Below are 22,398 nucleotides of genomic sequence, written 5' to 3' on the forward strand. Positions count from 1 at the left end.
ACCTTCTTTCGGTCGGAATGTCTGATCGCAGGTGACCGACCACACGTAGACAGATCAACACCGTCGACCCATTGGCCATTCCGAGGCGTGACCGTGCGGCGACGCACGGTTGCGTGTCTTTCGGATCAGTTGGGTGCGGGTCAATCCAAAACGACGACCATCTTCCCTCCGGCCTCACCGGCCTCCATGACCCGGTGCGCCTCGTGAATCTGATCGAACGAGAAGACGCGCGACGGCTTCGCATCCAACCGGCCGTCAGCCACCTGGCCGGCGATGTCGGCCAACGGCACATCGGAAAGCGGGAATCCGGGAGTGCCAAAGACGAAGCTGCCGAAGAAGGTCAAATTCACCCCGCTGGCCATGCGCAGCAGCGGGTTGAAATCTGCGATGGGCGCGAGGCCACCGAGCCATCCGGCCAGACAGGCGGTCCCGCCGCGGCGCAGCATGTCCAGGGAGTCGAGAATGGTGCTGTTGCCGACGAGATCGAGAACAGCGTCAATCTCCTTGGCTTCGGCGATATGGGCGGCCAAATCGGTTCTTTCCACCTCCACGCGCGTAGCGCCCAGTTTCTCGAGCATGGAAAATTTTTGTGGGCTGCGCGCGGTGGCGATGACGCGAGCACCAGCGGTTACGGCCATCTTGAGTGCAGCCTGCCCAAAGGAAGACGTCGCACCCCGTATCACCAATGTCTGACCCGCCTTCAGGTCCAGGTTGCGGAACAGGCACGTCCAAGCGACGGCGAACGTTTCGGGCAGCGCCGCCAACACCGACCACGGCAAGTCCGAATCGATGAGGGCGACGTTCGCCGCCCGCACGCGGGTGTATTCGGCATAACTGCCGTTGATCGTTCGTCCGAGGCCACCCATCAACGCGGCCACCTTGGCTCCGACGGGGAACTCCCCACCTGGACAGGCATCGACGATGCCCACGCATTCGATGCCGCTGACCTCTGCGGCTTCCGCCCATTCGCCTCGGCGCATGTGCAGTTCGGCATGGTTGATCCCAAATCCCTTGATCTGTATGACGACTTCGCCATCTTTGGGCAGCGGCTTGGGGATGTCGGTGTAGACCAAGCTGTCGAGTCCGCCAAACCCGGCCAGGATGATCGCGCGCATGGTTTCACCGCCGTGCGAATCTCTGACGACAGCGGGGGCCGTCGGTAACGAGGCATCCTGTGCGATCGCATTCGTAGCGGACATTGTCAGCCCTTTCGATTCGACAACGGGCCTGCGGTGCGGGGTCAGTAACCAGTAATTATGGGCCGTATGACCCATAATTATGGGCTGAACGACCCAGAATGTCCAGCGTGAGCGCCGCGCAACCAACCGGATCGGGCCGTCAGGCCTTTGACCTGCGCCGCGATGAACGGCCGGCATCTTTGTCGGACCGCGCAAAAGAGCGCACATAATCGACCCCGGCGTTGACCGCCACGCGCAGCGGCTGGGGATCACCGATGGCGTGCGTGAGCATCGCGCCGCCCTGGTGCACGGTCACCAGCGATACCGCAAGGTGGCGAGGGTCGGCGTCGGCCCGCAAGTCCCCACGGCGTCGCATCGCTTCGAGACCTTCGCGAAACAGCTCGATCCACTCGTCATATCCGGCGGAAAGGTCGTCGTGAATGTCGTCGTCGGCGTCGATCAGCTCGCCGGCCAGCGACCCGTAGACGCAACCGCCGATCCGGTATACGGCGTCGATGTCGGCAATGCATGCGTCGGCCCAGGACTGAAGGGCCGCAACGCTATCGAGGGCACCCAGCCGCGGCTGGGTGTGGAAGGTCACGACATCGCTGCGGCGGGAAGCGATCACCTGACGGGTCAGATCCCGCTTGTCTCCGAAATAGTGTGAAATCTGCGATCCGCCGACCCCTGCGGTGGTTCGAACTTCCTCAATGCTCGTGTTGTCGACGCCGCGCTCGAACATCAGCCGTGCGGCGGCCTCGACGATCCGTGCCCGGGTCGCCAGTCCCTTCCGGGTGAAGTGCGGATCTTCGGCGACCGCGGGACGGGACGCCCGAGTCCGCCCGCGCCGGCCACGAGGCTGCCGGACCGGGCGCGGGCTTCGTTCGGCAGGGTCGGCGGCGAACATGCGCAGATAGTTGACGGCACATCGAGTGGCATCGGCGTGCGGCCACTCCGCGCGATAGGTATAGGACAGCGTGCCACCGCCCTGGTGGGCGCTGACGATGACCGTTGCCAAACTTGTCGGTTCCGCGATCGGGAGAAGAACGCCGCCGTCCTTCATCTGCTGAATCGCCTTTTCCAGCAGCTTTATCCACTGCAAGTATCCGGCGCCCAGCGTCATGCGGGTGGCGTCGTCGGACTTTGCCAGCTGAGCGGCCAGGGCGTGGTAGGTGGGCGTTCCTGTGCTGGCGACGCGTCGCAGGTAACGCATGTTGAGCTCGGCCCACCGCTCGAAGTCGGCAAACGAGCGCAAGCCGCCGAGCTTGGGTTGCTCATGAAAGGCGAGCACCACAGCGATCTGGCGGGCCACGACCGCGCGGATCAGCGCGCTCTTGTCGGCGAAGTAGTGCGCAAGCTGCGAACCGCTGACCGAGGCGGCCCTGCGCACTCCGTCCATGTTGAGCGCCCGCAGCCCATGCGCGACGATCAGTTCGGCGGCCGCCAGCACGATCCGCTCGCGGGTGGCGCGCCCCTTGGGGGTTAGCCGCCTTTCCGTCTGGTCGTCGGGCAGAACCATCGCGTCAGGCTAACGTGCGAACCATTCCCATAATGGGATATTTAGCCCATATTCTCCTCGCGCCGCCAGTCGGGCAACCGTCACGCTGGTACGGGAACCGTTGCGAGGAACTCGCGAATCAGCCCGGTAACTTCTGGCAGTGCGGACTCCAACAGGAAGTGCCCGCCGTCGAGCAGATGGATCTGGGCATGGGGGAGGTCCCCGGCGAACGCTTCCGCGCCGGCCGGACCGAAAATCTCGTCACCGCGGCCCCATACCGCGAGCAGCGGAACACCCGAGGCGCGGAAGTACTCGTGCAGTTGCGGGTAGAGGGGCGCGTTCGTCGCATAGTCGCGGAACAGCTTCAGCTGGATCAGGTCGTTGCCGGGCCGGGATAGCAGAGCGAAGTCGTGACGCCAGGATTCAGGGTCGATCAGGGTTTCGTCGGGCACGCCGGTGACGTACTGCCAGCGGGTGGCCTCGAGCGTGAGGAACTGCCGGACCGCGGCCTCGTTGTCCCCGGTCGGCTCGCTTTGATATGCCCGGACCCCCTTCCAGAAATCCTCGACAAACCCGGCGTCATAGCCGTTGCCGTTCTGAGTGATGATCGCCGTGATCGCGTCCGGATCGCGCAGCGCCAACCGCCACCCGATCGGTGCGCCGTAATCCTGGACATACATGGCGTACTTGGCGATCCCGAGCTCGCGCAACAATCCCGCGGTGAGATCGGTGAGCGCGTCGAAGGTGTAGTCGAATTCGTCGACCGACGGTGCGGCGGAGAGGCCGAATCCCAGGTGATCCGGTGCGATCACGTGGTAGCGGTCGGCGAGTTGTGGAATCAGGCCGCGGAACATGTACGAGCTGGCGGGGAAGCCATGCAAGAGCACGACTGCGGGTGAGTCGGGGTCGCCGGCTTCGCGATAGAACAGCCGATGGCCGTCGATCGAGATGTAGCGATGATGAATGGCGGTCATGGCGGCGCTCCGTACTTTTTGGGTTGTGCAACCCAATATGCCCATTGACCATGGTGTCGGGTCAAGCATAATCTGGGTCACACATCCCAATCGGGTAGGAGATGCAGTGGGCACGCTTGTCTCGGTCAACGTCGGCATGCCCAATGACGTGCAATGGCGTGATAAGACCATCCATACCGGGATTTGGAAGACACCGGTCGATGGACCTGTCATGGTGCGCCGTCTGAACATTGACGGCGACGGCCAGGGTGACCTCAATGGCCATGGCGGTGAACATCGCGCCGTGATGGTCTACCAGAGCGAGTCTTACGACTTCTGGAAGGACTACCTTGAGCGCGACGACCTGGTGCCCGGTCATTTCGGCGAGAACTTCACCGTCACCGGGCTGGCCGACGACGAAGTCTGCATCGGCGATCGGTACCGTATCGGCGACGCCGAATTCGAGGTCACCCAGCCCCGCGTCACCTGTTTCCGGGTCGGTATGCGGCTGGGCGAACCGAAGATGCCCAATCTCCTTGTCTCCCAGCGTCGCCCAGGCTTCTACTTCCGCGTCATCACCGAGGGGCACGTTCAGGCCGGAGACGACATCGTGCGGACCCGTAGGGGCCGTCACCAGCTCAGCGTCGCCGACATCGACGCGTTGCTCTACCTGCCGAACCGCAACGCGGAACAACTCCGCAAGATCGTCGATGTTCCGGCGTTGAGTCCCGGTTGGCGGCAGTCATTTCGGGACATGTTGGGAGCGGATGAAGCATCCACACCGGCGACACCGCCGCCAGGAATCAAGCCAGGTTGGAACGGATTTCGGCGCCTTAGGGTGCGCGCAACCCAGCTGGAGGGCCAGGTGCTGTCGATCCGCCTCGAGGCCGACGATCATGCTGTCCTACCGACACCGCTGCCAGGGCAATACCTGACAATTCGCATTCCCGACGCGGGAGATCCGGCGCCGATGCGCAGCTATTCACTGTCCGGAGATCCGGCCGCAACGGAATACCGCATCAGCGTCAAGCGTGAAGAGCATGGTCTGGTCAGTCGGTGGCTGCACACCCACCTCAAGCCGGGTTCGGTTATCGAGGCCGCCGCTCCCCGTGGTGACTTCTGTCTCGTGGACGCGGACACTCCAGTCGTCCTGATCTCAGCCGGAATCGGCATCACGCCCGTCCTCGCCATGCTGCATCACCTTGCAGATACCGGCAGCACCCGCGACATTCGCTGGTTGCATATCGTCCGTAGTGACCGGACACAGACGTTTGCAACGGAAGTCACCGCGTTGATCGAGTCACTGCCGCACGCTCGACAGCGGGTGCATTTCACCCAAACGCAGGGACGACCGGACCGGGAATCGATCGCGGCGCTGGAGTTGCCGAGGCAGGCCACTGTCTATCTCTGCGGTCCAACGCAATTCATGGCAGATATGCGCGCCTACCTCACCGCCGCCGGAATCAACCCCGCGCACATCCACACGGAACTGTTCGGCGCACTGCCGCCGATCAACCCGGGCATCGTCGACATGGGTGAGCACAACCCGCCGCATCCGCCCCCGGGACCGCCGGGTGGCGGGCCACCGATTACGTTCGCGCGCAGTGGAATAACGGTCAACTGGTCTGCGGACTACCGCAGCATTCTGGATCTCGCCGAAGCCTGCGACGTGCCCACGCGCTTCTCCTGCCGAAGTGGGGTGTGTCATCTCTGCGTCACCGGCATCGTCGCCGGGACGGCTAGGTACGTCCAACAACCGCTGGAGGAACCGGGCGCGGGCACGCTGCTGATCTGCTCGGCAGCTCCGCAAAGCGACCTGGTGCTGGACCTTTGACGCCGTATCTCTGGCCCTACGGTGCCAACGCGAGCTGGCCGCCGGTGACGTTCAGCACCGCGCCGTTGACGTAGCTGGCCGCCGTTGAACTCAAAAACACTATGGCCCTAGCGATTTCACCCGCATCGGCGCCACGTCCCAATGCGGTCGTCGCACCCAGTCCGTCGACCAGGCCCGGGGTCACGTCGGCGCCCGGAGTGTAGGTGGGCCCGGGGGCCACCGCGTTCACCCGCACTCCCGACCGGCCGAACTCGTCCGCCCACGTTCGGGTCAATTGCTCGAGACCGGCCTTGGTGGCGCCGTAGATGCCCGCGCCGCGCGCCGCGACCGAGGCGGCAAGGGTGCTGACGTTGACCACCGCGCCGCCGTTGCGGGCGGCCATTGCCGGGACCAGCTGCTGAACCAAGATGTACGGTGCCCGCAGGTTGACGTCCACGTGCCTGTCGAAAGTCGCGTCGTCGGTTTCGGTGGTTGCGCCGAATTCGTAGATGCCGGCGTTGTTGATCAGGATGTCGACTGGCCCGGCCTCGTTGGCCAGCCGTCGAACGTCGTCGGCCTTACTCAGATCGGCGGCGATGAAACGTGCCTTCCCGCCGGCATTCTCGATATCCCGGACGACTTCGGCGCCGCGTTCGGCGCTGCGGCCATGCACGACGACCTCAGCACCGAGGCCGGCGAGTTGCTGCGCAACTTCGCGCCCTATTCCAGACGTGGCTCCAGTAACCAGTGCGGTCGAGCCGGCGAGTGTAGTTGTCACTCCCCGCTAAGCACTGGGCCGGGAAGGTTTATTCCGGCCTCTTCCTAGTCCGGGTGCGGGCTCAGCGCGACCGAAGCCTCCGCGGTGTAGCACAGGAACGTCAGGGTCTCCTGCAGATAGAGTTGCACGGAGTCGGCGTCGTGGCTGAGGTAGCCGATCGACACGTCGGTGCCCAACTGCAGGTCGAAGTCACCGCCGCGGGTGGTCAACACGAATGCGCCGTCGATGGCCGGCGCCCAGATGATGTCCCCGTCGACCAGGCGGTTGAGGTGTTCGAGGATGGGATAGCCGTGCTCGGTCGTCTCGCTCACCTTGGTGTAGACGTCCGCGCTCAGCAGCACCGAATACGGTCCGTCGACACCGGCCAGCCGCAGTTCGGACAACGCCTGGGTGATCACGTCGGGGATGTCCCGCGGATCCTTGGGCAACGTCAGCGCCGGGTTCGAGCTGGCGTGGCGGATGCCCTCGATCTGCGCCGGCGCGTAACCCTCGAAGATGCCGCGGTCCTCGACGAAGGCGAGCTTCTTGGCGGCGCGCTTGACCGGATCCCAGTCGGAGTCCTGTGAGCCCCGCTCGACGTTGTCGATCTCCTCGCGGGACAGGGTGAACGGAACCCGAAGTCGCACAAGAGGTTTGCTGGCGCGCAGGTGGGCGACCACGCCCTCGGTGGGGGCCTCCAGGTCGACCAGTCGTCCCGTGCTGACGGCGGCCGTCGCGGGGCCGCCGGGTTCGCTGACGTCGACCACCCGCCGCCCGGCGATGTGGCGCTTGAACGTGCGCGACGCCTCCACTTCGATTTCCGCCCAAGCGGCTTCGGTGACCGGTGCCAGCTCGCGGTAGAGGTTGTTCATCCTGGGGATCCTTTCAGGCTGCCGATCGAGAGGGAACCGTCATCAGAGGCTGCCGTAACCGGTGCGGCCGTCGTGCGCGGACCGGGCAGGGGCGGCGGATCGTCTAGGAAATCGACGGTGGGGGTGAAGAACAACCCGCCGGTCACCGCGGTGGAGAAGTCCAGGACTCGGTCGGTGTTGCCCGGTGGATCGCCGAGGAACATGTTGTTCAGCATCCGGTCGGTGACCGCGGGCGTGCGGGAGTAGCCGATGAAGTACGTGCCGTACTCACCCTTGCCCACCTCGCCGAACGGCATGTTGTGGCGGACGATCTTCAACTCGGTGCCGTCGTCGTCTGTGATCACGTTGAGCGCAATGTGCGAGTTGGCAGGCTTCACATCGTCGCCGAGCTCGATATCTTCCAGTTTGGTTCGGCCGATCACCCGTTCTTGCTCGGTAACCGACAGCGAATCCCACGAAGCCATGTCATGGACGTATTTCTGGACGTGCACATAGCAGGACCCGGCAAAGTCGGGATCCTCGTCGCCGATGGAGGTGGCGCTGACGGCTAGTGCGCCGTCCGGATTTTCGGTGCCGTCGACGAATCCCAGCAGGTCTCGATTGTCGAAGAACCGGAACCCGTGCACTTCGTCGACGACAGTCACGGCGCCTGGCATCGCCTTGAGAACGCGGCCGGCCAATTCGAAGCAGAAGTCCAATGATTCGGCGCGGATATGAAACAACAGGTCGCCCGGGGTCGCGGGCGCGACATGGCGCGGTCCCTGCAGCGGGATGAACGGGTGCAACTCGGCGGGCCGGGGTCCGGAGAACAGGCGGTCCCAGGCGTCGGAGCCGATCGAGGTCACCATCGACAGGTTTTTGGTGGGGTCGCGGAAGCCGATCGCGCGCACCAATCCGGGCAGCGCCGGTAACGCGTCGTGCACGATCGCCTCGCCCCCGTTGTCGATCGTCACAACCAAGAAGATTGCGGCTGGCGTCAAACGCTCCAGGACCGGCTGGGGCTGAACAGCGGGCACAGCCATGACCCTAACGCCCAGGCTGGGGCGAATGCTAAACATGGCTACATGGCGGCGACGGCAGCGGGTTTGGGTGAGTTCATCGACGCTTCCCCGTCGCCGTTCCATGCCTGTGTCACGGTGGCCCAGCGGCTGCTAGACGCGGGCTACACCGAACTCAGCGAAGCGGACCGGTGGCCCGACCGGCCGGGCCGCTACTTCACCGTCCGCGCCGGTTCGCTGGTGGCCTGGAACAGTGCCGCCCAGGGGCCGTTCCGGATCGTCGGCGCGCACACCGACAGCCCCAACCTGCGCGTCAAACAGCACCCGAACCGGTTGGTCGCCGGATGGCGGGTAGTGGCGCTCGAGCCGTACGGGGGAGCGTGGCTGAACTCCTGGCTGGATCGCGACCTGGGCATCAGCGGCCGCCTGTCGGTGCGCGACGGGGTCGGGTTGAGCCACCGGCTGGTGCGGATCGACGAGCCGATCCTGCGGGTGCCTCAGTTGGCTATCCATCTGGCCGACGACCGCAAGTCGGTCACGCTGGACCCGCAGCGACACGTGAATGCGGTGTGGGGCACCAGCGACCGGGCCGGCTCCTTCATTGGCTATGTGGCCCAACGTGCCGGGGTCGCGGAGTCCGACGTCTTGGCCGCCGACCTGATGACCCACGACCTGACCCCTTCCGCGGTGATCGGGGCGGACGCCAGCCTGCTCAGCGCGCCGCGACTGGACAACCTGGCCAGTTGCTACGCGGGTTTGGAAGCGCTGCTGGCCGCCCCTGATGCCGGCGAGGCGCGCGCCCATCTGCCGGTGCTGGCGCTGTTCGACCACGAAGAAGTCGGCTCGACCTCCGACCACGGCGCCCAGTCCAACCTGCTGACCACCGTGCTGGAACGCATCGTGCTGGGCCAAGGCGGCACCCGCGAAGACTTCCTGCGCCGGCTGCCCGTCTCGCTCCTGGCCTCGGCCGACATGGCGCATGCCACCCATCCGAACTATCCGGAGCGGCACGAGCCGAATCACCTCATCGAGGTCAACGGCGGCCCGGTGCTCAAGGTGCATCCCAACCTGCGTTACGCGACCGACGGGCGCACGGCCGCCGCGTTTGCGTTGGCCTGCCGGCAGGCCGGGGTTCGACTACAGCGCTACGAGCACCGCGCCGATCTGCCGTGCGGATCGACGATCGGTCCGATGACCTCGGCGGGCACCGGAATCCCCACCGTCGACGTCGGCGCGCCACAGCTCGCGATGCATTCCGCGCGTGAGTTGATGGGCACTCGCGACGTCGGGGCGTACGCCGCCGCGCTCGCCGCCTTCCTTTCGCCGGAGGCGGCCGAGGCATAGGTTTTCCCTATGGCTCTCAACCTCGAGATGATCACCTTCGACGCCACCGACCCGGCGAAATTGGCCGGCTGGTGGGCGGAGCAATTCGGCGGTAAGACGCACGAATTGATGCCCGGAGAGTTCTTTGCGGTGGCCCGCCCCGAAGGGCCCCGCCTGGGATTTCAGAAGGTGCCCGACCCGACTCCCGGCAAGAACAAGGTGCACGTCGACTTCACCACGCCGGATGTGGACGGCGAAGTCTCGCGGCTGACGGCCGCGGGCGCGACCGAGGTCGAACGGCACAACATCGGCGACGACTTCCGCTGGGTGGTGTTGGCCGATCCTGAAGGCAACGCGTTTTGCGTGGTGTGCCAGTACGAGGGCGCCTGAGCCCCTTAGACGCCGAAAAGCCCCCGGCAGCGCTCGAATCCTTCGACGCGCACCTCGGTGGCGCGGTGGCGCTCCCAGTCCTCGCGGGTGAGCCGGAATCGAAGCTGCTCCACCATGACACCCTCGCGCGCCATCCGGTCCACGCCGTCGTCCCGATAGCCATTGCGCCGGAACACCGCGATCGAGGCGGGATTGTCGACGAACGACGCCGAGGTCGCGACCTCTGCGCCCAATGCGGTGAACGCGAAATACAGTGCAGCCGCGCGCATCTCGGTGCCATAACCGCGGCCCTGGTAGCGCAACCCAAGCCATGATCCGGACTCGACCTGGCGGGTGATCGGGAACTGGTTCGCCAGCAGGGCCTGCACCCCCACGGCCGTCCCATCGACGATGACGGCCAACGGCAGGTGCCAGGCATCTCGTTTGAACCCGGCCAGCTCGCGCCACAGGTACGACAAGGTGTTGAACGGAACGTACTCGCGCGGCACTCGGGTCCACGGGACCGAAAACGGCATCTGATCGGGCGGGTGCACCCCGTCGAGAATCGTGTCGATCAGCTGGTCGAGCACTTCCTCGTCGGGCAGGCGCAGCTGCAGCCGCGGCGTGGTGATCCGCAGCTCGAACAGCGGCCAGTGCCGAGACATGGTTCACCATTATCGGGACAGCTCCGGTCGAAATCAGCCCAATTTCGGGTGGGAACCTAGACTGGCTCCGTGACGAGCGCGCCCTCCCACGTGATTGACACCGTCGAACACGCCGCCACCACCCCGGACCACCCACAGCCGTTCCACGAGCTGGGCCTCAAAGACGACGAGTACCAGCGCATCCGTGAGATCCTCGGCCGTCGGCCCACCGACACCGAGCTGGCCATGTACTCGGTGATGTGGAGCGAGCACTGCTCGTACAAGTCCTCCAAGGTGCATCTGCGGTACTTCGGCGAGACCACCACCGACGAGATGCGCACCGGCATGCTCGCCGGGATCGGCGAGAACGCCGGCGTCGTCGACATCGGAGACGGCTGGGCCGTCACGTTCAAGGTGGAGTCCCACAACCACCCGTCCTATGTCGAGCCATACCAGGGCGCGGCCACCGGCGTCGGCGGCATCGTGCGCGACATCATGGCCATGGGCGCGCGTCCGGTGGCGGTGATGGACCAGTTGCGGTTCGGCGCCGCCGACGCTCCCGATACCCGCCGGGTGGTCGACGGCGTGGTCCGGGGCATCGGCGGCTACGGCAACTCGCTGGGCCTGCCCAACATCGGCGGGGAGACCGTTTTTGATGCCTCCTACGCCGGCAACCCGTTGGTCAATGCGCTGTGCGTCGGGGTGTTGCGTCAGGAGGACCTGCACTTGGCCTTCGCGTCGGGCGCCGGCAACAAGATCATCCTGTTCGGGGCGCGGACCGGTCTGGACGGCATCGGCGGCGTGTCGGTCCTCGCCTCCGACACGTTCGACGCCGAAAACTCCCGCAAGAAGCTGCCCTCGGTGCAGGTGGGCGACCCCTTCATGGAGAAGGTGCTCATCGAGTGCTGCCTCGAGTTGTATGCCGGCGGCTTGGTGATCGGCATTCAGGACCTCGGCGGGGCCGGATTGTCTTGCGCCACATCCGAATTAGCTTCCGCCGGTGATGGCGGAATGGCCATCCAGCTCGACACCGTCCCGCTGCGCGCCAAGAACATGACGCCCGCCGAGGTGCTCTGTAGCGAGTCGCAGGAGCGGATGTGCGCGGTCGTCGCCCCGGAGAACGTGGAGGCGTTCCTCGCGGTGTGCCGTAAGTGGGAGGTGCTGGCCACCGTGATCGGCGAGGTCACCGAGGGCGACCGGCTGCAGATCACCTGGCACGGCCAGACGGTGGTCGATGTGCCGCCGCGCACCGTGGCCCACGAAGGTCCGGTGTACCAACGCCCGGTCGCTCGTCCCGAGTCGCAGGACGCGCTCAACGCCGACCGCTCGACCAGCCTGCCGCGGCCCACCACCGGCGACGAACTGCGCGCCACTCTGCTTGCGCTGCTGGGCAGCCCGCACCTCTGTAGTCGCGCGTTCATCACCGAGCAGTACGACCGCTACGTGCGCGGCAACACCGTGCTCGCCGAGCACGCCGACGGTGGCGTGCTGCGGATCGACGAGACGACCGGACGCGGTATCGCGTTGTCGACCGACGCCTCCGGCCGCTACACCAAGCTGGACCCGTACACCGGTGCGCAACTCGCCCTGGCCGAGGCGTACCGCAACGTCGCGGTCACCGGCGCCACCCCGGTCGCGGTGACCAACTGCCTGAACTTCGGTTCCCCCGAAGACCCGGGGGTGATGTGGCAGTTCTCCCAGGCGGTGCGCGGCCTTGCCGATGGCTGTGTGGCCCTTGGTATTCCGGTGACCGGCGGCAACGTCAGCTTCTACAACCAGACGGGCTCGACGGCCATCCTGCCCACCCCCGTCGTCGGGGTCCTCGGCGTCATCGACGACGTCGCCCGCCGCATCCCCACCGCGTTCGGCACCGAACCCGGTGAAACGCTGATCCTGCTGGGGGATACTCGCGACGAGTTCGACGGCTCGATCTGGGCACAAGTGGTCGCGGATCACCTGGGCGGACTGCCGCCGCAGGTGGACTTGGATCGCGAGCGACTGTTGGCCGACGTGCTGCGCGCGGGCTCGCGTGACGGGCTGATAAGTGCGGCGCACGACCTTTCCGAAGGCGGTTTGGCCCAAGCGCTTGTCGAATCGGCGTTGGCGGGCGAAACTGGTTGTCGCATAGTGCTTCCCGAGGGTCATGATCCGTTCGTGATGCTTTTTTCGGAGTCTGCGGGCCGGGTGTTGGTAGCCGTCCCGCGCACTGAGGAGAGTCGGTTCCGTGCGATGTGTGAGGCGCGCGAGCTGCCCGCCGTCCGCATCGGCGTCGTCGATCAGGCTTCCGACGCCATCGAGGTTCAGGGATTGTTCACGGTGTCGTTGGCAGAGCTGCGCGAGACGTCGGAGGCGGTGCTGCCGAGCTTCTTCGGGTGAGTCGCGTTCGCGCTTTGGCGTTGGCCGCCGGCTTGGTCGGCTGGAGCTTCTTGAGTCCGCGCCTGCCGACGGCCTGGCGAACACCGCTGCAGGCGGGGGTGGGTGGTCTGCTTGTGGCGAGCACCCATGCGCCGCTGGGGTTCTTGCCCCCGCGGTTGTGCGCGGGCCTGCGGTGGGGTTCAGCGTCGGCCGCGGTGGCCGCGACCGCGGTCGCCGCGACGACACCCGTTCCGAAGGTCCGGACCTCGATGTCCACGCGCGAACTGCCGCCGTCGGTGCCCGCCTGGTTGGGTCTGCAGATACCGCTGGGCACGGTGTGGGCCGAGGAAGCCGCCTTTCGCGGGGCCCTGCTGACCGCGGGGGCCGAAGCCTTCGGCCCGACCGGTGGGCAAGTGCTGCAAGCCGTCGCTTTTGGCCTGTCCCATATCCCGGATGCGCGGGCGACAGGTGTACCGCTGGTTCCCACCGTGTTGGTCACCGGCCTGGCGGGCTGGCTGTTCGGCTGGCTGGCCGACCGCAGCGGCAGCCTCGCGGCACCGATCCTGCTGCATCTGGCCGTCAACGAGTCTGGCGCGCTGGCCGCGGTGGTGACCCAGCGCCGAGCGCGCGGCGTGGAACAGCTCACAAGTGCAGCGAACTGACCCCCGCCCCACTTACACTTGTTAAATCGTTGTTAATTTCACGGGGTTCGTTCGAGGGGCCCCGACGAATGGCCCCGACGAATGGAGAGGTTGGCGCCTCCGGTGCACAGACTTAGGGCCGCGGAGCATCCGCGGCCGGACTACGTCCTCTTACACATCAGCGACACCCATCTCATCGCGGACGACGGTCCCCTGTACGGAGCGGTGGACGCCGACGGACGACTGGGCGAACTGCTCGAGCAGCTGACCCGATCCGGGGTGCGTCCCGACGCGATCGTGTTCACCGGCGATCTGGCAGACAAGGGCGAGCCCCAGGCCTATCGCAAGCTGCGCAACATGGTCGAGCCGTTCGCCGCCGAGTTGGGCGCCGAGTTGATCTGGGTGATGGGCAACCACGACGACCGCGCCGAGCTGCGCAGGTTGCTGCTGGATGAAGCGCCCTCGATGGCGCCGCTGGACAGCGTCCGGATGATCGACGGCCTGCGCATCATCACCTTGGACACCTCGGTCCCCGGGCATCATTACGGTGAAATTCGCGAAGCCCAGTTGGATTGGCTGGCGGAGGAACTGCTGACCTCAGCGCCGGACGGTACTATCCTGGCGCTGCACCATCCGCCGATTCCCAGCGTCCTGGACATGGCCGTCACCGTGGAACTGCGCGACCAGGCCCCGCTGGGCCGGGTGCTCAAAGGCACCGACGTGCGGGCCATTCTGGCGGGGCACCTGCACTACTCGACGAACGCCACGTTCGTCGGAATCCCGGTTTCGGTCGCCTCTGCCACCTGCTACACCCAGGATCTGACGGTGGCGGCCGGCGGGACGCGCGGCAGAGACGGCGCCCAGGGGTGCAACCTGGTGCACGTCTACCAGGACACGATCGTGCATTCGGTGGTACCGCTCGGCGGCGGCAACACCGTGGGCACCTTTGTTTCTCCCGGCCAGGCGCAGCGCAACATCGCCGACAGCGGCATCTTCATCGAGCCGTCCCGGCGTGATTCGCTGTTCAGGCACCTTCCGATGGTGCTAGCTCCGACTGCACCGCGGCGTCCGGTCGACTGACGTCGGCCTCGACCTTCTCCCACGGCGCCGGAATCGGGAAGTACCGCTCCAGGAACTTGGTCACCCGCTCGGCTCGTTCAGCCGCCGACACCTCGGGGAAGCTGCTGTCGTTGAGGCAGAAGAAGTCGTAGTTGCGCTTCTTGCGCAACTTCGGCAGCAAGCTCAGGCCTGCCTGCGTGGTGGTGTTCACGTACAGCACCTTGGCCTTTTCCTGCTGGACGGCGCGACCGGTCATCAGCGCGTAGTAGTGGTACAGCGAGTTGGTCACCGAGATGTCGGTGGCCGAGCGGAACGCGCTGGCCTGCGTGCGGGCGAATTCCTCTGCGAACTCCCGCTCCATCTCCTCAAGCACGCTGCGGCGCAACGGCACCGCGGTGTGCTCGAGATGGCGCGTGATGACCTGCCCGAATTTTTTCAAGATCAATTCGCGGTTGACCCGGGCAGCATTTTCGAAGCCGCTGCGGGTGGGTTCGCTTGCGCCCAGCCCGATCCGGGTCGCCGCTTCGATGAACTTACTCACCCCGCCCGCGGAGAAAAACATGCTGGCGTTGACCGGACGACCGAAAAACATGTCGTCGTTGGAGTACAGAAAATGTTCGCTCAGGCCGTCGATGTGGTGCAGCTGGCTTTCCACGGCATGCGAATTGTAGGTGGGCAATGCCGCCGGGTCGGAAAAGTGCTCTGCGGCACGAACAATGGTGATCTTGGGGTGGTCGGCGAGCCAGGCCGGCGGCGCAGAATCGGTCGCAATGAAGATGCGACGGACCCACGGCGCGAACATGTTCACCGACCGCAACGCGTATTTCAGCTCGTCGATCTGCCGGATGCGCGCCTCGGCGGCGTCACCCTCGCCCACGACATGCTGCGCCATTTGCCGGGCCCGACGCGCGCGAAATTCCGGGTCACTACCGTCAACCCAGGAAAACACCATATCGATATCGAAGGCCACGTCGCTGGCGTGCGGGGTGAACATCCCTTCGACGGTCGGCCACTTGTAGCCGTACAGCTTCACGGTTGCGGGAATCAGCTCGGCGCGCGGCACCACTTTCCGAGTTAGCGAATTTTCCACCGGACAGTGCACCAAAGTGTCTTCATAGACCCAGAATTGGAGTTCGACGCCCAAAGCGGCCCCAAAACGGAACCCGCCCGGCGCAATCCGCCGCCGGTACAGCCGCACGATACGCGGGTCGACAAGACTGGACAGCCCGTGCGCGGACACCAAAACCGACGGATATCCGCCCTTGTCTTTGGTTTTGGCGTACATCGGCTCCGTGGCGCACGCCGCGATAAGCGCGCGCTCGACGGCCGGACGAAACTCGATGTCGACGGCAAGCACCGGCCGGTTCTTGTGATTGCGGATCAACAAGAACGGAATGTCGGCCTCGTTGAGCACCTTTCGCAGAAAAACAAGATCTTCAATCTGCGCCTCATGCGGTGTCAGACTTGATTCCAGACGGGAGACCTTGCCTCGTCGGCTCACGACGATAGGGCTCATGGCGGGCCGAACACCCCCGCTAGACATGAAATTAGGCATCGGAACACCACCTTTCAAAGCCTGACCACGGCACCGTGAGGATCTCACAGACGGGGCTTCCGCACACGGCGGGTGCACTGCGTAGGAGCCGACACCGCTTGTGAGACAGACGATTTAGCGCCCTGGTCACACGTGCTGGAAACACAATTGTTGCGCAGCGGTCACCTTTTGTTCAACTTGGAATGCCGGAGCGGTGGCCGGGGTGCCCGGGCTCGCCGGCTCACGGGCTGATGAACATCGGGTTAACGATCCAACGGCCGGTTCTGAGACCATGACGCAATGGCCTCCCGCAGTCGCAACAAGGCCGACCCGGCCCAGGTTCGGCAAGTCGTGCTGGCGATCGCCGACTGGTTGCGTGACGACACTCTTCCGCCGCCGGATCGCGCCGACCTGGGGGCCGCGGTGCGGCTCACCGCCCGCACCCTCGCGGAGTTGGCGCCCGGGTCCAGCGTCGAGGTGCGGGTTCCGCCGTTCGTGGCCGTGCAGTGTGTGTCCGGCCCCAGGCATACCCGTGGCACGCCGCCCAACGTGGTGGAAACTGACCCACGCACGTGGCTGCTGTTAGCCACGGGACTGGTGGGGTTGGAGGGGGCAGTGACGAGTGGTGCCCTGACCCTGTCCGGTTTACGCGCGCGTGAAATTGACCACTGGTTGCCGTTGGTGAACTTGTCCTGAGCTGCTGGTTTACCGCGACACGCAGATTTTTTCCGGGCGCAACACGCCATTGCGATTCGGCGACGGACCGATGCTGGTCGTAGACTCCGGTATGTCACCAACTGCGCCCTAGGGAGCCGCCTCACCGTGACCGCTGAGCAGCCCGAGCAAGATTTCAATTCGCCTCGTGAAGAGTGTGGTGTATTCGGGGTCTGGGCCCCGGGCGAGGACGTCGCAAAACTCACCTACTACGGCCTGTACGCGCTGCAGCACCGCGGTCAGGAAGCAGCGGGGATCGCCGTCGCCGACGGATCCCAGGTTCTGGTCTTCAAAGACCTGGGCCTGGTCAGCCAGGTATTCGACGAGCAGACGCTGGCCGCCATGCAGGGCCACGTCGCAATCGGGCACTGCCGGTACTCCACCACCGGCGACACCACCTGGGAAAACGCCCAGCCTGTGTTCCGCAACACCGCGGCGGGCACCGGCGTTGCGTTGGGACACAACGGGAATCTGGTCAACGCCGCCGAGCTGGCCGCCCGCGCCCGCGACGCGGGACTGATGGACAAGCGGTGCCCCGCGCCGGCAACCACGGATTCCGACATTCTGGGCGCGCTGTTGGCGCACGGCGCGGCCGATTCCACCCTGGAACAGGCGGCGCTGGAACTGTTGCCGACGGTGCGCGGCGCGTTCTGCCTGACGTTCATGGACGAGAACACGCTCTACGCCTGCCGTGACCCGCACGGGGTGCGTCCGCTGTCGCTCGGCCGGCTGGATCGGGGCTGGGTGGTGGCCTCGGAAACGGCGGCGCTGGACATCGTCGGCGCCTCATTCGTCCGGGACATCGAACCGGGCGAGCTGCTTGCGATTGACGCCGACGGGGTGCGGTCCACCCGCTTCGCCAACCCCACCCCGAAGGGCTGCGTCTTCGAATACGTCTACCTGGCGCGGCCTGACAGCACGATCGCCGGCCGGTCGGTGCACGCCGCGCGCCTCGCCATCGGTCGCCGGCTGGCCCAGGAGTGTGCGGTTGACGCCGACTTGGTGATCGGAGTGCCGGAATCGGGCACTCCTGCCGCGGTGGGGTACGCGCAGGAATCCGGCATCCCGTTCGGCCAGGGGCTGATGAAGAACGCCTACGTCGGACGAACGTTCATCCAGCCGTCGCAAACCATCCGCCAACTCGGCATCCGGCTGAAGCTGAACCCGCTCAAAGAGGTGATCCGCGGCAAACGGCTGATCGTCGTCGACGATTCGATCGTCCGCGGCAACACCCAGCGCGCCTTGGTGCGCATGCTGCGCGAAGCCGGGGCGGTGGAAGTGCACGTGCGCATCGCCTCCCCGCCGGTGAAGTGGCCGTGCTTCTACGGCATCGACTTCCCATCGCCGGCCGAGTTGATCGCGAACGCGGTCGAGGACGAAAGCGAGATGCTCGAGGCCGTCCGGCATGCGATCAACGCCGACACGCTCGGCTACCTGTCGCTGCGCGGCCTGATCGCCGCCACCGAGCAACCCGCCTCGCGGCTGTGCTGCGCCTGCTTCGACGGCACGTATCCGATCGAGCTGCCCAGCGAGACCGCGCTGGGCAAGAACGTCATCGAGCACATGCTGGCCAACGCGGCCCGCGGAGCCACAATGGGCGAGTTGGCCTCGCCAGCATCGCCTGGCCCGCTTGAAGTTCCGACGGTTCCGGAAGTCCCGGTCGGGCGCTGACGGAGTACTGACGGTGCCGGCCGCGGCATGACACTCCGAGTTGCGATACCGACCGTCGACATGGCCCGGTAGCCTTTATCGCGATGACGGATCCCGCACAACACTCCGGGCGTAACCCGGGCAATCAGGGCATCACCTATGCAGCCGCCGGGGTGGACATCGAAGCCGGTGATCGTGCGGTCGAGTTGTTCAAACCGCTGGCCGGCAAGGCCACCAGGCCCGAAGTGCGCGGCGGCTTAGGTGGCTTCGCCGGACTGTTCGCACTGCGCGATTACCGAGAGCCACTGCTGGCGGCCTCCACCGACGGCGTCGGCACCAAGCTGGCCGTCGCTCAGGCGATGGACAAGCACGACACCGTCGGTCTCGACCTGGTCGCGATGGTGGTCGACGATCTGGTGGTGTGCGGTGCCGAACCGCTGTTCCTGCAGGACTACATCGCGGTCGGTCGCGCCGTGCCGGAACGGCTGCAAGCGATCGTCTCGGGTATCGCCGAGGGCTGCGTGCGCGCCGGCTGCGCCCTGCTGGGTGGCGAAACCGCCGAGCACCCCGGCTTGATGGAACCGGACCACTACGACCTCTCCGCTACCGGCGTCGGCGTGGTCGAGGCCGACGACGTGCTGGGACCCGAACGCGTCAAACCCGGTGACGTCATCATCGCGATGGGTTCGTCCGGTCTGCATTCCAACGGATACTCACTGGCCCGCACGGTCCTACTGGAGATCGACCGGATGAACCTGGCCGGTTACGTCGAAGAGTTCGGTCGCACCCTGGGCGAAGAACTGCTCGAGCCGACCCTGATCTACGCCAAGGACTGCCTGGCGCTGGCCGCCGAGACGCACGTCCGCACCTTCTGCCACGTCACCGGCGGCGGGTTGGCCGGCAACCTGGAGCGCGTCATTCCGCACGGACTGGTCGCGGAGGTCGATCGCGGAACGTGGACGCCGGCTCCGGTGTTCGCCATGATCGCCCAGCGCGGCCGGGTTACCCGAGCGGAGATGGAAAAGACGTTCAACATGGGCGTCGGCATGATCGCCGTCGTGGCTCCCGAAGACACCGATCGCGCTTTGGCCATCCTGACGGCACGGCACCTGAACTGCTGGGTGCTAGGCACCGTCTGCAAAGGCGGAAAGGGCGGCCCGCGGGCCACGCTGGTCGGACAACACCCGAGGTTCTAACGAACCGGCGTGCGCCGAGCCGCGCGCTGAACTCCTAGCGGCGCCAGTCGTCGTCGTCGTCCCACGAGTCGTCGGCAGTGCCGTCGTGGTCGGAATCCTTGGTGCTCGTCCCTGACAACTCGCGCTGAAGCCGCTGAAAGTCGGTCTGGGGGGAGCTGTATTTCAGTTCTCGAGCAACCTTGGTCTGCTTTGCCTTAGCCCGGCCGCGGCCCATGGGGGAACCCCCTCGCGAAATAACGGAGCGGCCTAATGTAGGCGGCTCCGATCTCTTAGTGTCGTTATTGTCCTGCCGACAGTTTACCGTGCCTCGCGGGTAGGTGTGGGTTCGCCCTGCCACCCATGTGAACCCGTTGCAAAGCTGAGGCAAGAAGGCGCAATTATCGGTCCCTACCTGCTGTGGCCGCGTAATCGCTCGATCGCCAGTCGACCCGCACCCACCCCGTCGGCGGGGGGTACGGAGTCGGCGTCGATCACCGCCGCGACCCCGCCTTCGGGGCCCGTCCGCAGCTCGGTCTCGGCTGGTATCCCCCGCTTGACCAGGGCTAATGCCACCGGACCCAGGTCAACGTGATCGACCACCGTGCCCAGCCGGCCGACGGCGCGGCCGCCGGCGAGGACCGCGTCACCGGTCGACGGCCGCTCGACCGACCCGTCCAGATGCAGCAGCACGAGCATGCGCGGCGGCCTGCCCAAGTTGTGCACCCGGGCTACGGTCTCTTGTCCGCGATAGCAGCCCTTGTCCAAGTGAACTGCGTCACCTATCCAGCCCACCTCGTGTGGGATGGTCCGCTCGTCGGTGTCGACGCCCAATCGCGGGCGCAGCGCAGCCACCCGGTGAGCCTCGTACGCCCAGACGCCCGCCGGGCGCACACCCGCCTCGGCCAGACGTCGGTGCCACTCGGTCGTATCGGTTCGCGGCACCACCAAGTCGAGCTCGATGGGACCGTCCGGGGCGCTGGGCATCCGGCGAACGAAGCCCCCGCCCGCGAGCGGCGCCGCCATCAGGTCGGCCGGTAGGGCGTCCAGTCCGAGCGCGTCGAGCACGGGCTTGTCGGCCAGGCGCGGTCCCAGCAGCGACAGCACCGCCAGGTCCGCGGCGCTGGGCGCCACGTCGGACCAAAACACCATCTTGCGCAGGTATTCCAGCAGTGGTTCGCCTCGCCACGGTTCGGTGTCGAGGTAGGTGGTGCCGCCCAGTTCGGTCTGAATCCAGTGGTCCTCCACTCGGCCCTGCCCGTCCAGGCTGAGGTTTTGTGTGCTGGCGCCCTCGGGCAGGGCGCTGACGTGCTGCGTGGAAATGGTGTGCAGCCAGCTCTGCCGGTCGCTTCCGGTCAGCGTGAGCACCGCCCGGTGGCTGCGGTCGACGACCACGGCGTCGGTTTCGGCCCACCGCTGCTCACCCAGCGGGTCGCCGTAATGCCAGATCGCTCCCGCGTCAGGGCCTGGATTCGGGGCAGTTACTGCGGACACATGACAACTCTACGAACCTTCGTGCCGATAGGCTGCTCACTCATGGGTGTAGTGGTCACGCTCGACGGCGAGATCCTCAAACCCGACACACCCCTGCTGTACGCCGACGATCTGGCAGCGGTCCGTGGCGACGGCGTCTTCGAGACGTTGCTGGTCCGCGACGGGCGGGCATGTCTGATCGAGTCGCACCTGCAGCGCCTGACGCAGTCGGCCAAGTTGATGGACCTACCCGCACCTGTTCTCGCCGACTGGCGGAACGCCATCGACGTGGCGACCCAGCAGTGGGTGGCGGGCACCGCCGACGAGGGCGCGATGCGGCTGATCTACAGCCGGGGCCGCGAGAGCGCTCCGGCGCCGGCGCCCACGGGGTACGTGATGATCAACCCCGTTCCCGACCGGGTGACGACGGTCCGCCGCGACGGCATCTCGGCGATCACCCTGGATCGCGGACTGCCAGCCAAGGGAGCCGACCAGATGCCGTGGTTGCTCGCCGGCGCCAAGACCCTGTCCTATGCGGTCAACATGGCCGCGCTGCGCCACGCCGCCCGCCAGGGCGCCGACGACGTGATCTTCGTCAGTGCGGACGGCTACATCCTCGAAGGCCCGCGGTCGACGGTGGTGATCGCGGCCGACGGCGAGGGGTCCGTCCCGAGCCTGCTGACGCCGCCGCCGTGGTATCCGATCCTGCGGGGCACCACCCAACAAGCGCTCTTCGAAGTCGCCCGCGCTGAGGGCTACGACTGCGACTACCGCGCCCTGCGCGTTGCGGATTTAGAGGCCGCCCATGGCATCTGGCTCATTTCGAGCATGACACTGGCGGCTCGAGTGCACACCCTGAACGGGCGCCGGCTACCGCATGCGCCCATCGCCGGCGCCTTCGCCGAATTGGTCGACAGTGCAATAGTGATCGATCGCTGACCGCTTAATTCTGTTGTGGCTTGGTCGAAGTCACGGTAGCGTCGGCCGTACACAGGGAAGGAGGTGGTCCGCGAAATTGATAGCTTCATGGACATGTGAGGTGGCTGCGCGCTAGCAGCAGTGGCTCGGAAGAGCTGGCGACATCGCGCGCTGGCGAAACCCCCGCAGCCACCCGGCCCCCGAGCTCTCGGTCTGTCCAACCGGGAACGCGCTCGGGGGCCGCTCCATTTTCAGGGGCGTTTGTCCTGTGCGCCGAATGTGGGGCATACGCACCCGAAACGTCGAGACCCGGTACGTAGGCCCCACGCTCGGCGAGTGCCTCCCTGCGTGGACGCCTACCCTGGCCGCCGAATGTGGGGCATACGTACCCGAAACGTCGGGCGGTTTCAAGCGGTCGATGCAACGGTGGGCGGGTTTGACAGTAGTTCGTCGAGGGCTTCGGCGGGTGTTTTCCAG

The 22,398-nt window shown here is 66.0% G+C and carries 20 protein-coding genes; 10 read left to right on the forward strand and 10 right to left on the reverse strand.

The window, feature by feature from the left end:
• Positions 1-140 precede the first annotated feature (140 nt).
• From BST27_RS08465 to BST27_RS08475, 3 genes are all read right to left on the reverse strand, one after another.
• On the reverse strand, positions 141-1,199 hold the full coding sequence (locus tag BST27_RS08465; RefSeq protein ID WP_197518119.1) for a zinc-binding alcohol dehydrogenase family protein: 1,059 nt from the start codon (positions 1,197-1,199) through the stop codon (positions 141-143).
• Between the two features lie 139 nt (positions 1,200-1,338).
• The gene (locus BST27_RS08470) at positions 1,339-2,697 is read right to left on the reverse strand and encodes a TetR/AcrR family transcriptional regulator (RefSeq protein ID WP_069419707.1); all 1,359 of its coding nucleotides are present in this window, start codon (positions 2,695-2,697) and stop codon (positions 1,339-1,341) included.
• A gap of 80 nt (positions 2,698-2,777) precedes the next feature.
• Positions 2,778-3,650, reverse strand: a complete 873-nt coding sequence (locus tag BST27_RS08475; protein ID WP_069419706.1) for an alpha/beta fold hydrolase — start codon at positions 3,648-3,650, stop codon at positions 2,778-2,780.
• A gap of 106 nt (positions 3,651-3,756) precedes the next feature.
• Here BST27_RS08475 and BST27_RS08480 point away from each other — a divergent pair, with 106 nt between their 5' ends.
• Positions 3,757-5,463, forward strand: coding sequence for an MOSC and FAD-binding oxidoreductase domain-containing protein (locus tag BST27_RS08480; protein WP_069419705.1), 1,707 nt, complete (start codon positions 3,757-3,759; stop codon positions 5,461-5,463).
• Between the two features lie 16 nt (positions 5,464-5,479).
• Here BST27_RS08480 and BST27_RS08485 read toward each other — a convergent pair whose 3' ends face one another.
• Genes BST27_RS08485 through BST27_RS08495 form a run of 3 tightly spaced genes read right to left on the reverse strand, consistent with a single transcriptional unit; the run spans position 5,480 to position 8,093 of the window.
• A complete protein-coding gene (locus BST27_RS08485; RefSeq protein WP_069419704.1) occupies positions 5,480-6,220 on the reverse strand; it encodes an SDR family NAD(P)-dependent oxidoreductase in 741 nt (246 codons plus the stop codon).
• A 44-nt stretch (positions 6,221-6,264) separates the two neighbouring features.
• Positions 6,265-7,071: a family 1 encapsulin nanocompartment shell protein gene (locus BST27_RS08490; protein ID WP_069419703.1), complete on the reverse strand. Its 807-nt coding sequence runs from the start codon at positions 7,069-7,071 to the stop codon at positions 6,265-6,267.
• Positions 7,068-8,093 carry a Dyp-type peroxidase gene (locus BST27_RS08495; RefSeq protein WP_170062286.1) on the reverse strand — a complete coding sequence of 342 codons (1,026 nt, stop codon included), beginning with the start codon at positions 8,091-8,093 and terminating at the stop codon, positions 7,068-7,070. The genes BST27_RS08490 and BST27_RS08495 overlap by 4 nt, the downstream gene beginning before the upstream one ends.
• 42 nt (positions 8,094-8,135) lie before the next feature.
• Here BST27_RS08495 and BST27_RS08500 point away from each other — a divergent pair, with 42 nt between their 5' ends.
• Together BST27_RS08500 and BST27_RS08505 are read left to right on the forward strand one after the other, a co-directional pair.
• Positions 8,136-9,413 (forward strand): M18 family aminopeptidase, encoded by a 1,278-nt coding sequence (locus tag BST27_RS08500; protein WP_069419702.1) that lies wholly within the window; start codon positions 8,136-8,138, stop codon positions 9,411-9,413.
• A gap of 9 nt (positions 9,414-9,422) precedes the next feature.
• Positions 9,423-9,782 carry a VOC family protein gene (locus BST27_RS08505; protein ID WP_069419701.1) on the forward strand — a complete coding sequence of 120 codons (360 nt, stop codon included), beginning with the start codon at positions 9,423-9,425 and terminating at the stop codon, positions 9,780-9,782.
• 5 nt (positions 9,783-9,787) lie between these two features.
• Here BST27_RS08505 and BST27_RS08510 read toward each other — a convergent pair whose 3' ends face one another.
• The gene (locus tag BST27_RS08510; protein ID WP_069419700.1) at positions 9,788-10,426 is read right to left on the reverse strand and encodes an acetyl-/succinyl-CoA transferase; all 639 of its coding nucleotides are present in this window, start codon (positions 10,424-10,426) and stop codon (positions 9,788-9,790) included.
• 90 nt (positions 10,427-10,516) lie between these two features.
• Here BST27_RS08510 and purL point away from each other — a divergent pair, with 90 nt between their 5' ends.
• The 3 genes from purL (at position 10,517) to cpdA (ending at position 14,481) form a co-directional block, all read left to right on the forward strand.
• Positions 10,517-12,781, forward strand: a complete 2,265-nt coding sequence (purL, locus tag BST27_RS08515) for a phosphoribosylformylglycinamidine synthase subunit PurL (RefSeq protein ID WP_139805074.1) — start codon at positions 10,517-10,519, stop codon at positions 12,779-12,781.
• Positions 12,778-13,422, forward strand: a complete 645-nt coding sequence (locus tag BST27_RS08520) for an Rv0804 family intramembrane glutamic endopeptidase (protein ID WP_139805070.1) — start codon at positions 12,778-12,780, stop codon at positions 13,420-13,422. The genes purL and BST27_RS08520 overlap by 4 nt, the downstream gene beginning before the upstream one ends.
• Before the next feature lie 102 nt (positions 13,423-13,524).
• Entirely contained in the window at positions 13,525-14,481 is a 957-nt protein-coding gene (gene cpdA, locus BST27_RS08525) for a 3',5'-cyclic adenosine monophosphate phosphodiesterase CpdA (RefSeq protein ID WP_069419782.1), read from the forward strand.
• Here cpdA and BST27_RS08530 read toward each other — a convergent pair.
• A complete protein-coding gene (locus tag BST27_RS08530; RefSeq protein ID WP_069419698.1) occupies positions 14,426-16,015 on the reverse strand; it encodes a stealth family protein in 1,590 nt (529 codons plus the stop codon). The two genes, cpdA and BST27_RS08530, sit on opposite strands and share 56 nt — an antisense overlap.
• A 279-nt stretch (positions 16,016-16,294) precedes the next feature.
• Between BST27_RS08530 and BST27_RS08535 the strand changes: the two genes are divergently transcribed.
• From BST27_RS08535 to purM, 3 genes are all read left to right on the forward strand, one after another.
• Positions 16,295-16,690: a sterol carrier family protein gene (locus BST27_RS08535; protein WP_069419697.1), complete on the forward strand. Its 396-nt coding sequence runs from the start codon at positions 16,295-16,297 to the stop codon at positions 16,688-16,690.
• A 126-nt stretch (positions 16,691-16,816) separates the two neighbouring features.
• Positions 16,817-18,379 carry an amidophosphoribosyltransferase gene (purF, locus tag BST27_RS08540; RefSeq protein ID WP_069419696.1) on the forward strand — a complete coding sequence of 521 codons (1,563 nt, stop codon included), beginning with the start codon at positions 16,817-16,819 and terminating at the stop codon, positions 18,377-18,379.
• 83 nt (positions 18,380-18,462) lie between these two features.
• Positions 18,463-19,554: a phosphoribosylformylglycinamidine cyclo-ligase gene (gene purM, locus BST27_RS08545; protein ID WP_069419695.1), complete on the forward strand. Its 1,092-nt coding sequence runs from the start codon at positions 18,463-18,465 to the stop codon at positions 19,552-19,554.
• 34 nt (positions 19,555-19,588) lie between these two features.
• Here purM and BST27_RS08550 read toward each other — a convergent pair whose 3' ends face one another.
• Together BST27_RS08550 and ygfZ are read right to left on the reverse strand one after the other, a co-directional pair.
• Positions 19,589-19,768: a DUF3073 domain-containing protein gene (locus tag BST27_RS08550; protein WP_069419694.1), complete on the reverse strand. Its 180-nt coding sequence runs from the start codon at positions 19,766-19,768 to the stop codon at positions 19,589-19,591.
• A 173-nt stretch (positions 19,769-19,941) separates the two neighbouring features.
• Entirely contained in the window at positions 19,942-21,024 is a 1,083-nt protein-coding gene (ygfZ, locus tag BST27_RS08555) for a CAF17-like 4Fe-4S cluster assembly/insertion protein YgfZ (RefSeq protein WP_069419693.1), read from the reverse strand.
• Between the two features lie 42 nt (positions 21,025-21,066).
• On the opposite strand from ygfZ, the gene BST27_RS08560 reads away from it, so the two are divergent.
• Positions 21,067-21,942, forward strand: a complete 876-nt coding sequence (locus tag BST27_RS08560; protein ID WP_069419692.1) for an aminodeoxychorismate lyase — start codon at positions 21,067-21,069, stop codon at positions 21,940-21,942.
• The last annotated feature ends 456 nt before the right edge of the window (positions 21,943-22,398 follow it).

This window comes from Mycobacterium intermedium, from assembly GCF_002086275.1.
Lineage (GTDB): Bacteria > Actinomycetota > Actinomycetes > Mycobacteriales > Mycobacteriaceae > Mycobacterium > Mycobacterium intermedium.

What these genes read in the sequence shown, in the direction of transcription:
- BST27_RS08510 (WP_069419700.1), bottom strand. Translation starts at nt 10,426, where the DNA reads ATGTCTCGGCACTGGCCGCTGTTCGAGCTGCGGATCACCACGCCGCGG.
- BST27_RS08550 (WP_069419694.1), bottom strand. Translation starts at nt 19,768, where the DNA reads ATGGGCCGCGGCCGGGCTAAGGCAAAGCAGACCAAGGTTGCTCGAGAA.
- BST27_RS08475 (WP_069419706.1), bottom strand. Translation starts at nt 3,650, where the DNA reads ATGACCGCCATTCATCATCGCTACATCTCGATCGACGGCCATCGGCTG.
- BST27_RS08530 (WP_069419698.1), bottom strand. Translation starts at nt 16,015, where the DNA reads ATGCCTAATTTCATGTCTAGCGGGGGTGTTCGGCCCGCCATGAGCCCT.
- BST27_RS08560 (WP_069419692.1), top strand. Translation starts at nt 21,067, where the DNA reads ATGGGTGTAGTGGTCACGCTCGACGGCGAGATCCTCAAACCCGACACA.
- BST27_RS08490 (WP_069419703.1), bottom strand. Translation starts at nt 7,071, where the DNA reads ATGAACAACCTCTACCGCGAGCTGGCACCGGTCACCGAAGCCGCTTGG.
- BST27_RS08535 (WP_069419697.1), top strand. Translation starts at nt 16,295, where the DNA reads ATGGCCTCCCGCAGTCGCAACAAGGCCGACCCGGCCCAGGTTCGGCAA.
- BST27_RS08505 (WP_069419701.1), top strand. Translation starts at nt 9,423, where the DNA reads ATGGCTCTCAACCTCGAGATGATCACCTTCGACGCCACCGACCCGGCG.
- purM (WP_069419695.1), top strand. Translation starts at nt 18,463, where the DNA reads ATGACGGATCCCGCACAACACTCCGGGCGTAACCCGGGCAATCAGGGC.
- BST27_RS08470 (WP_069419707.1), bottom strand. Translation starts at nt 2,697, where the DNA reads ATGGTTCTGCCCGACGACCAGACGGAAAGGCGGCTAACCCCCAAGGGG.
- BST27_RS08465 (WP_197518119.1), bottom strand. Translation starts at nt 1,199, where the DNA reads ATGTCCGCTACGAATGCGATCGCACAGGATGCCTCGTTACCGACGGCC.
- BST27_RS08495 (WP_170062286.1), bottom strand. Translation starts at nt 8,093, where the DNA reads ATGGCTGTGCCCGCTGTTCAGCCCCAGCCGGTCCTGGAGCGTTTGACG.
- BST27_RS08500 (WP_069419702.1), top strand. Translation starts at nt 8,136, where the DNA reads ATGGCGGCGACGGCAGCGGGTTTGGGTGAGTTCATCGACGCTTCCCCG.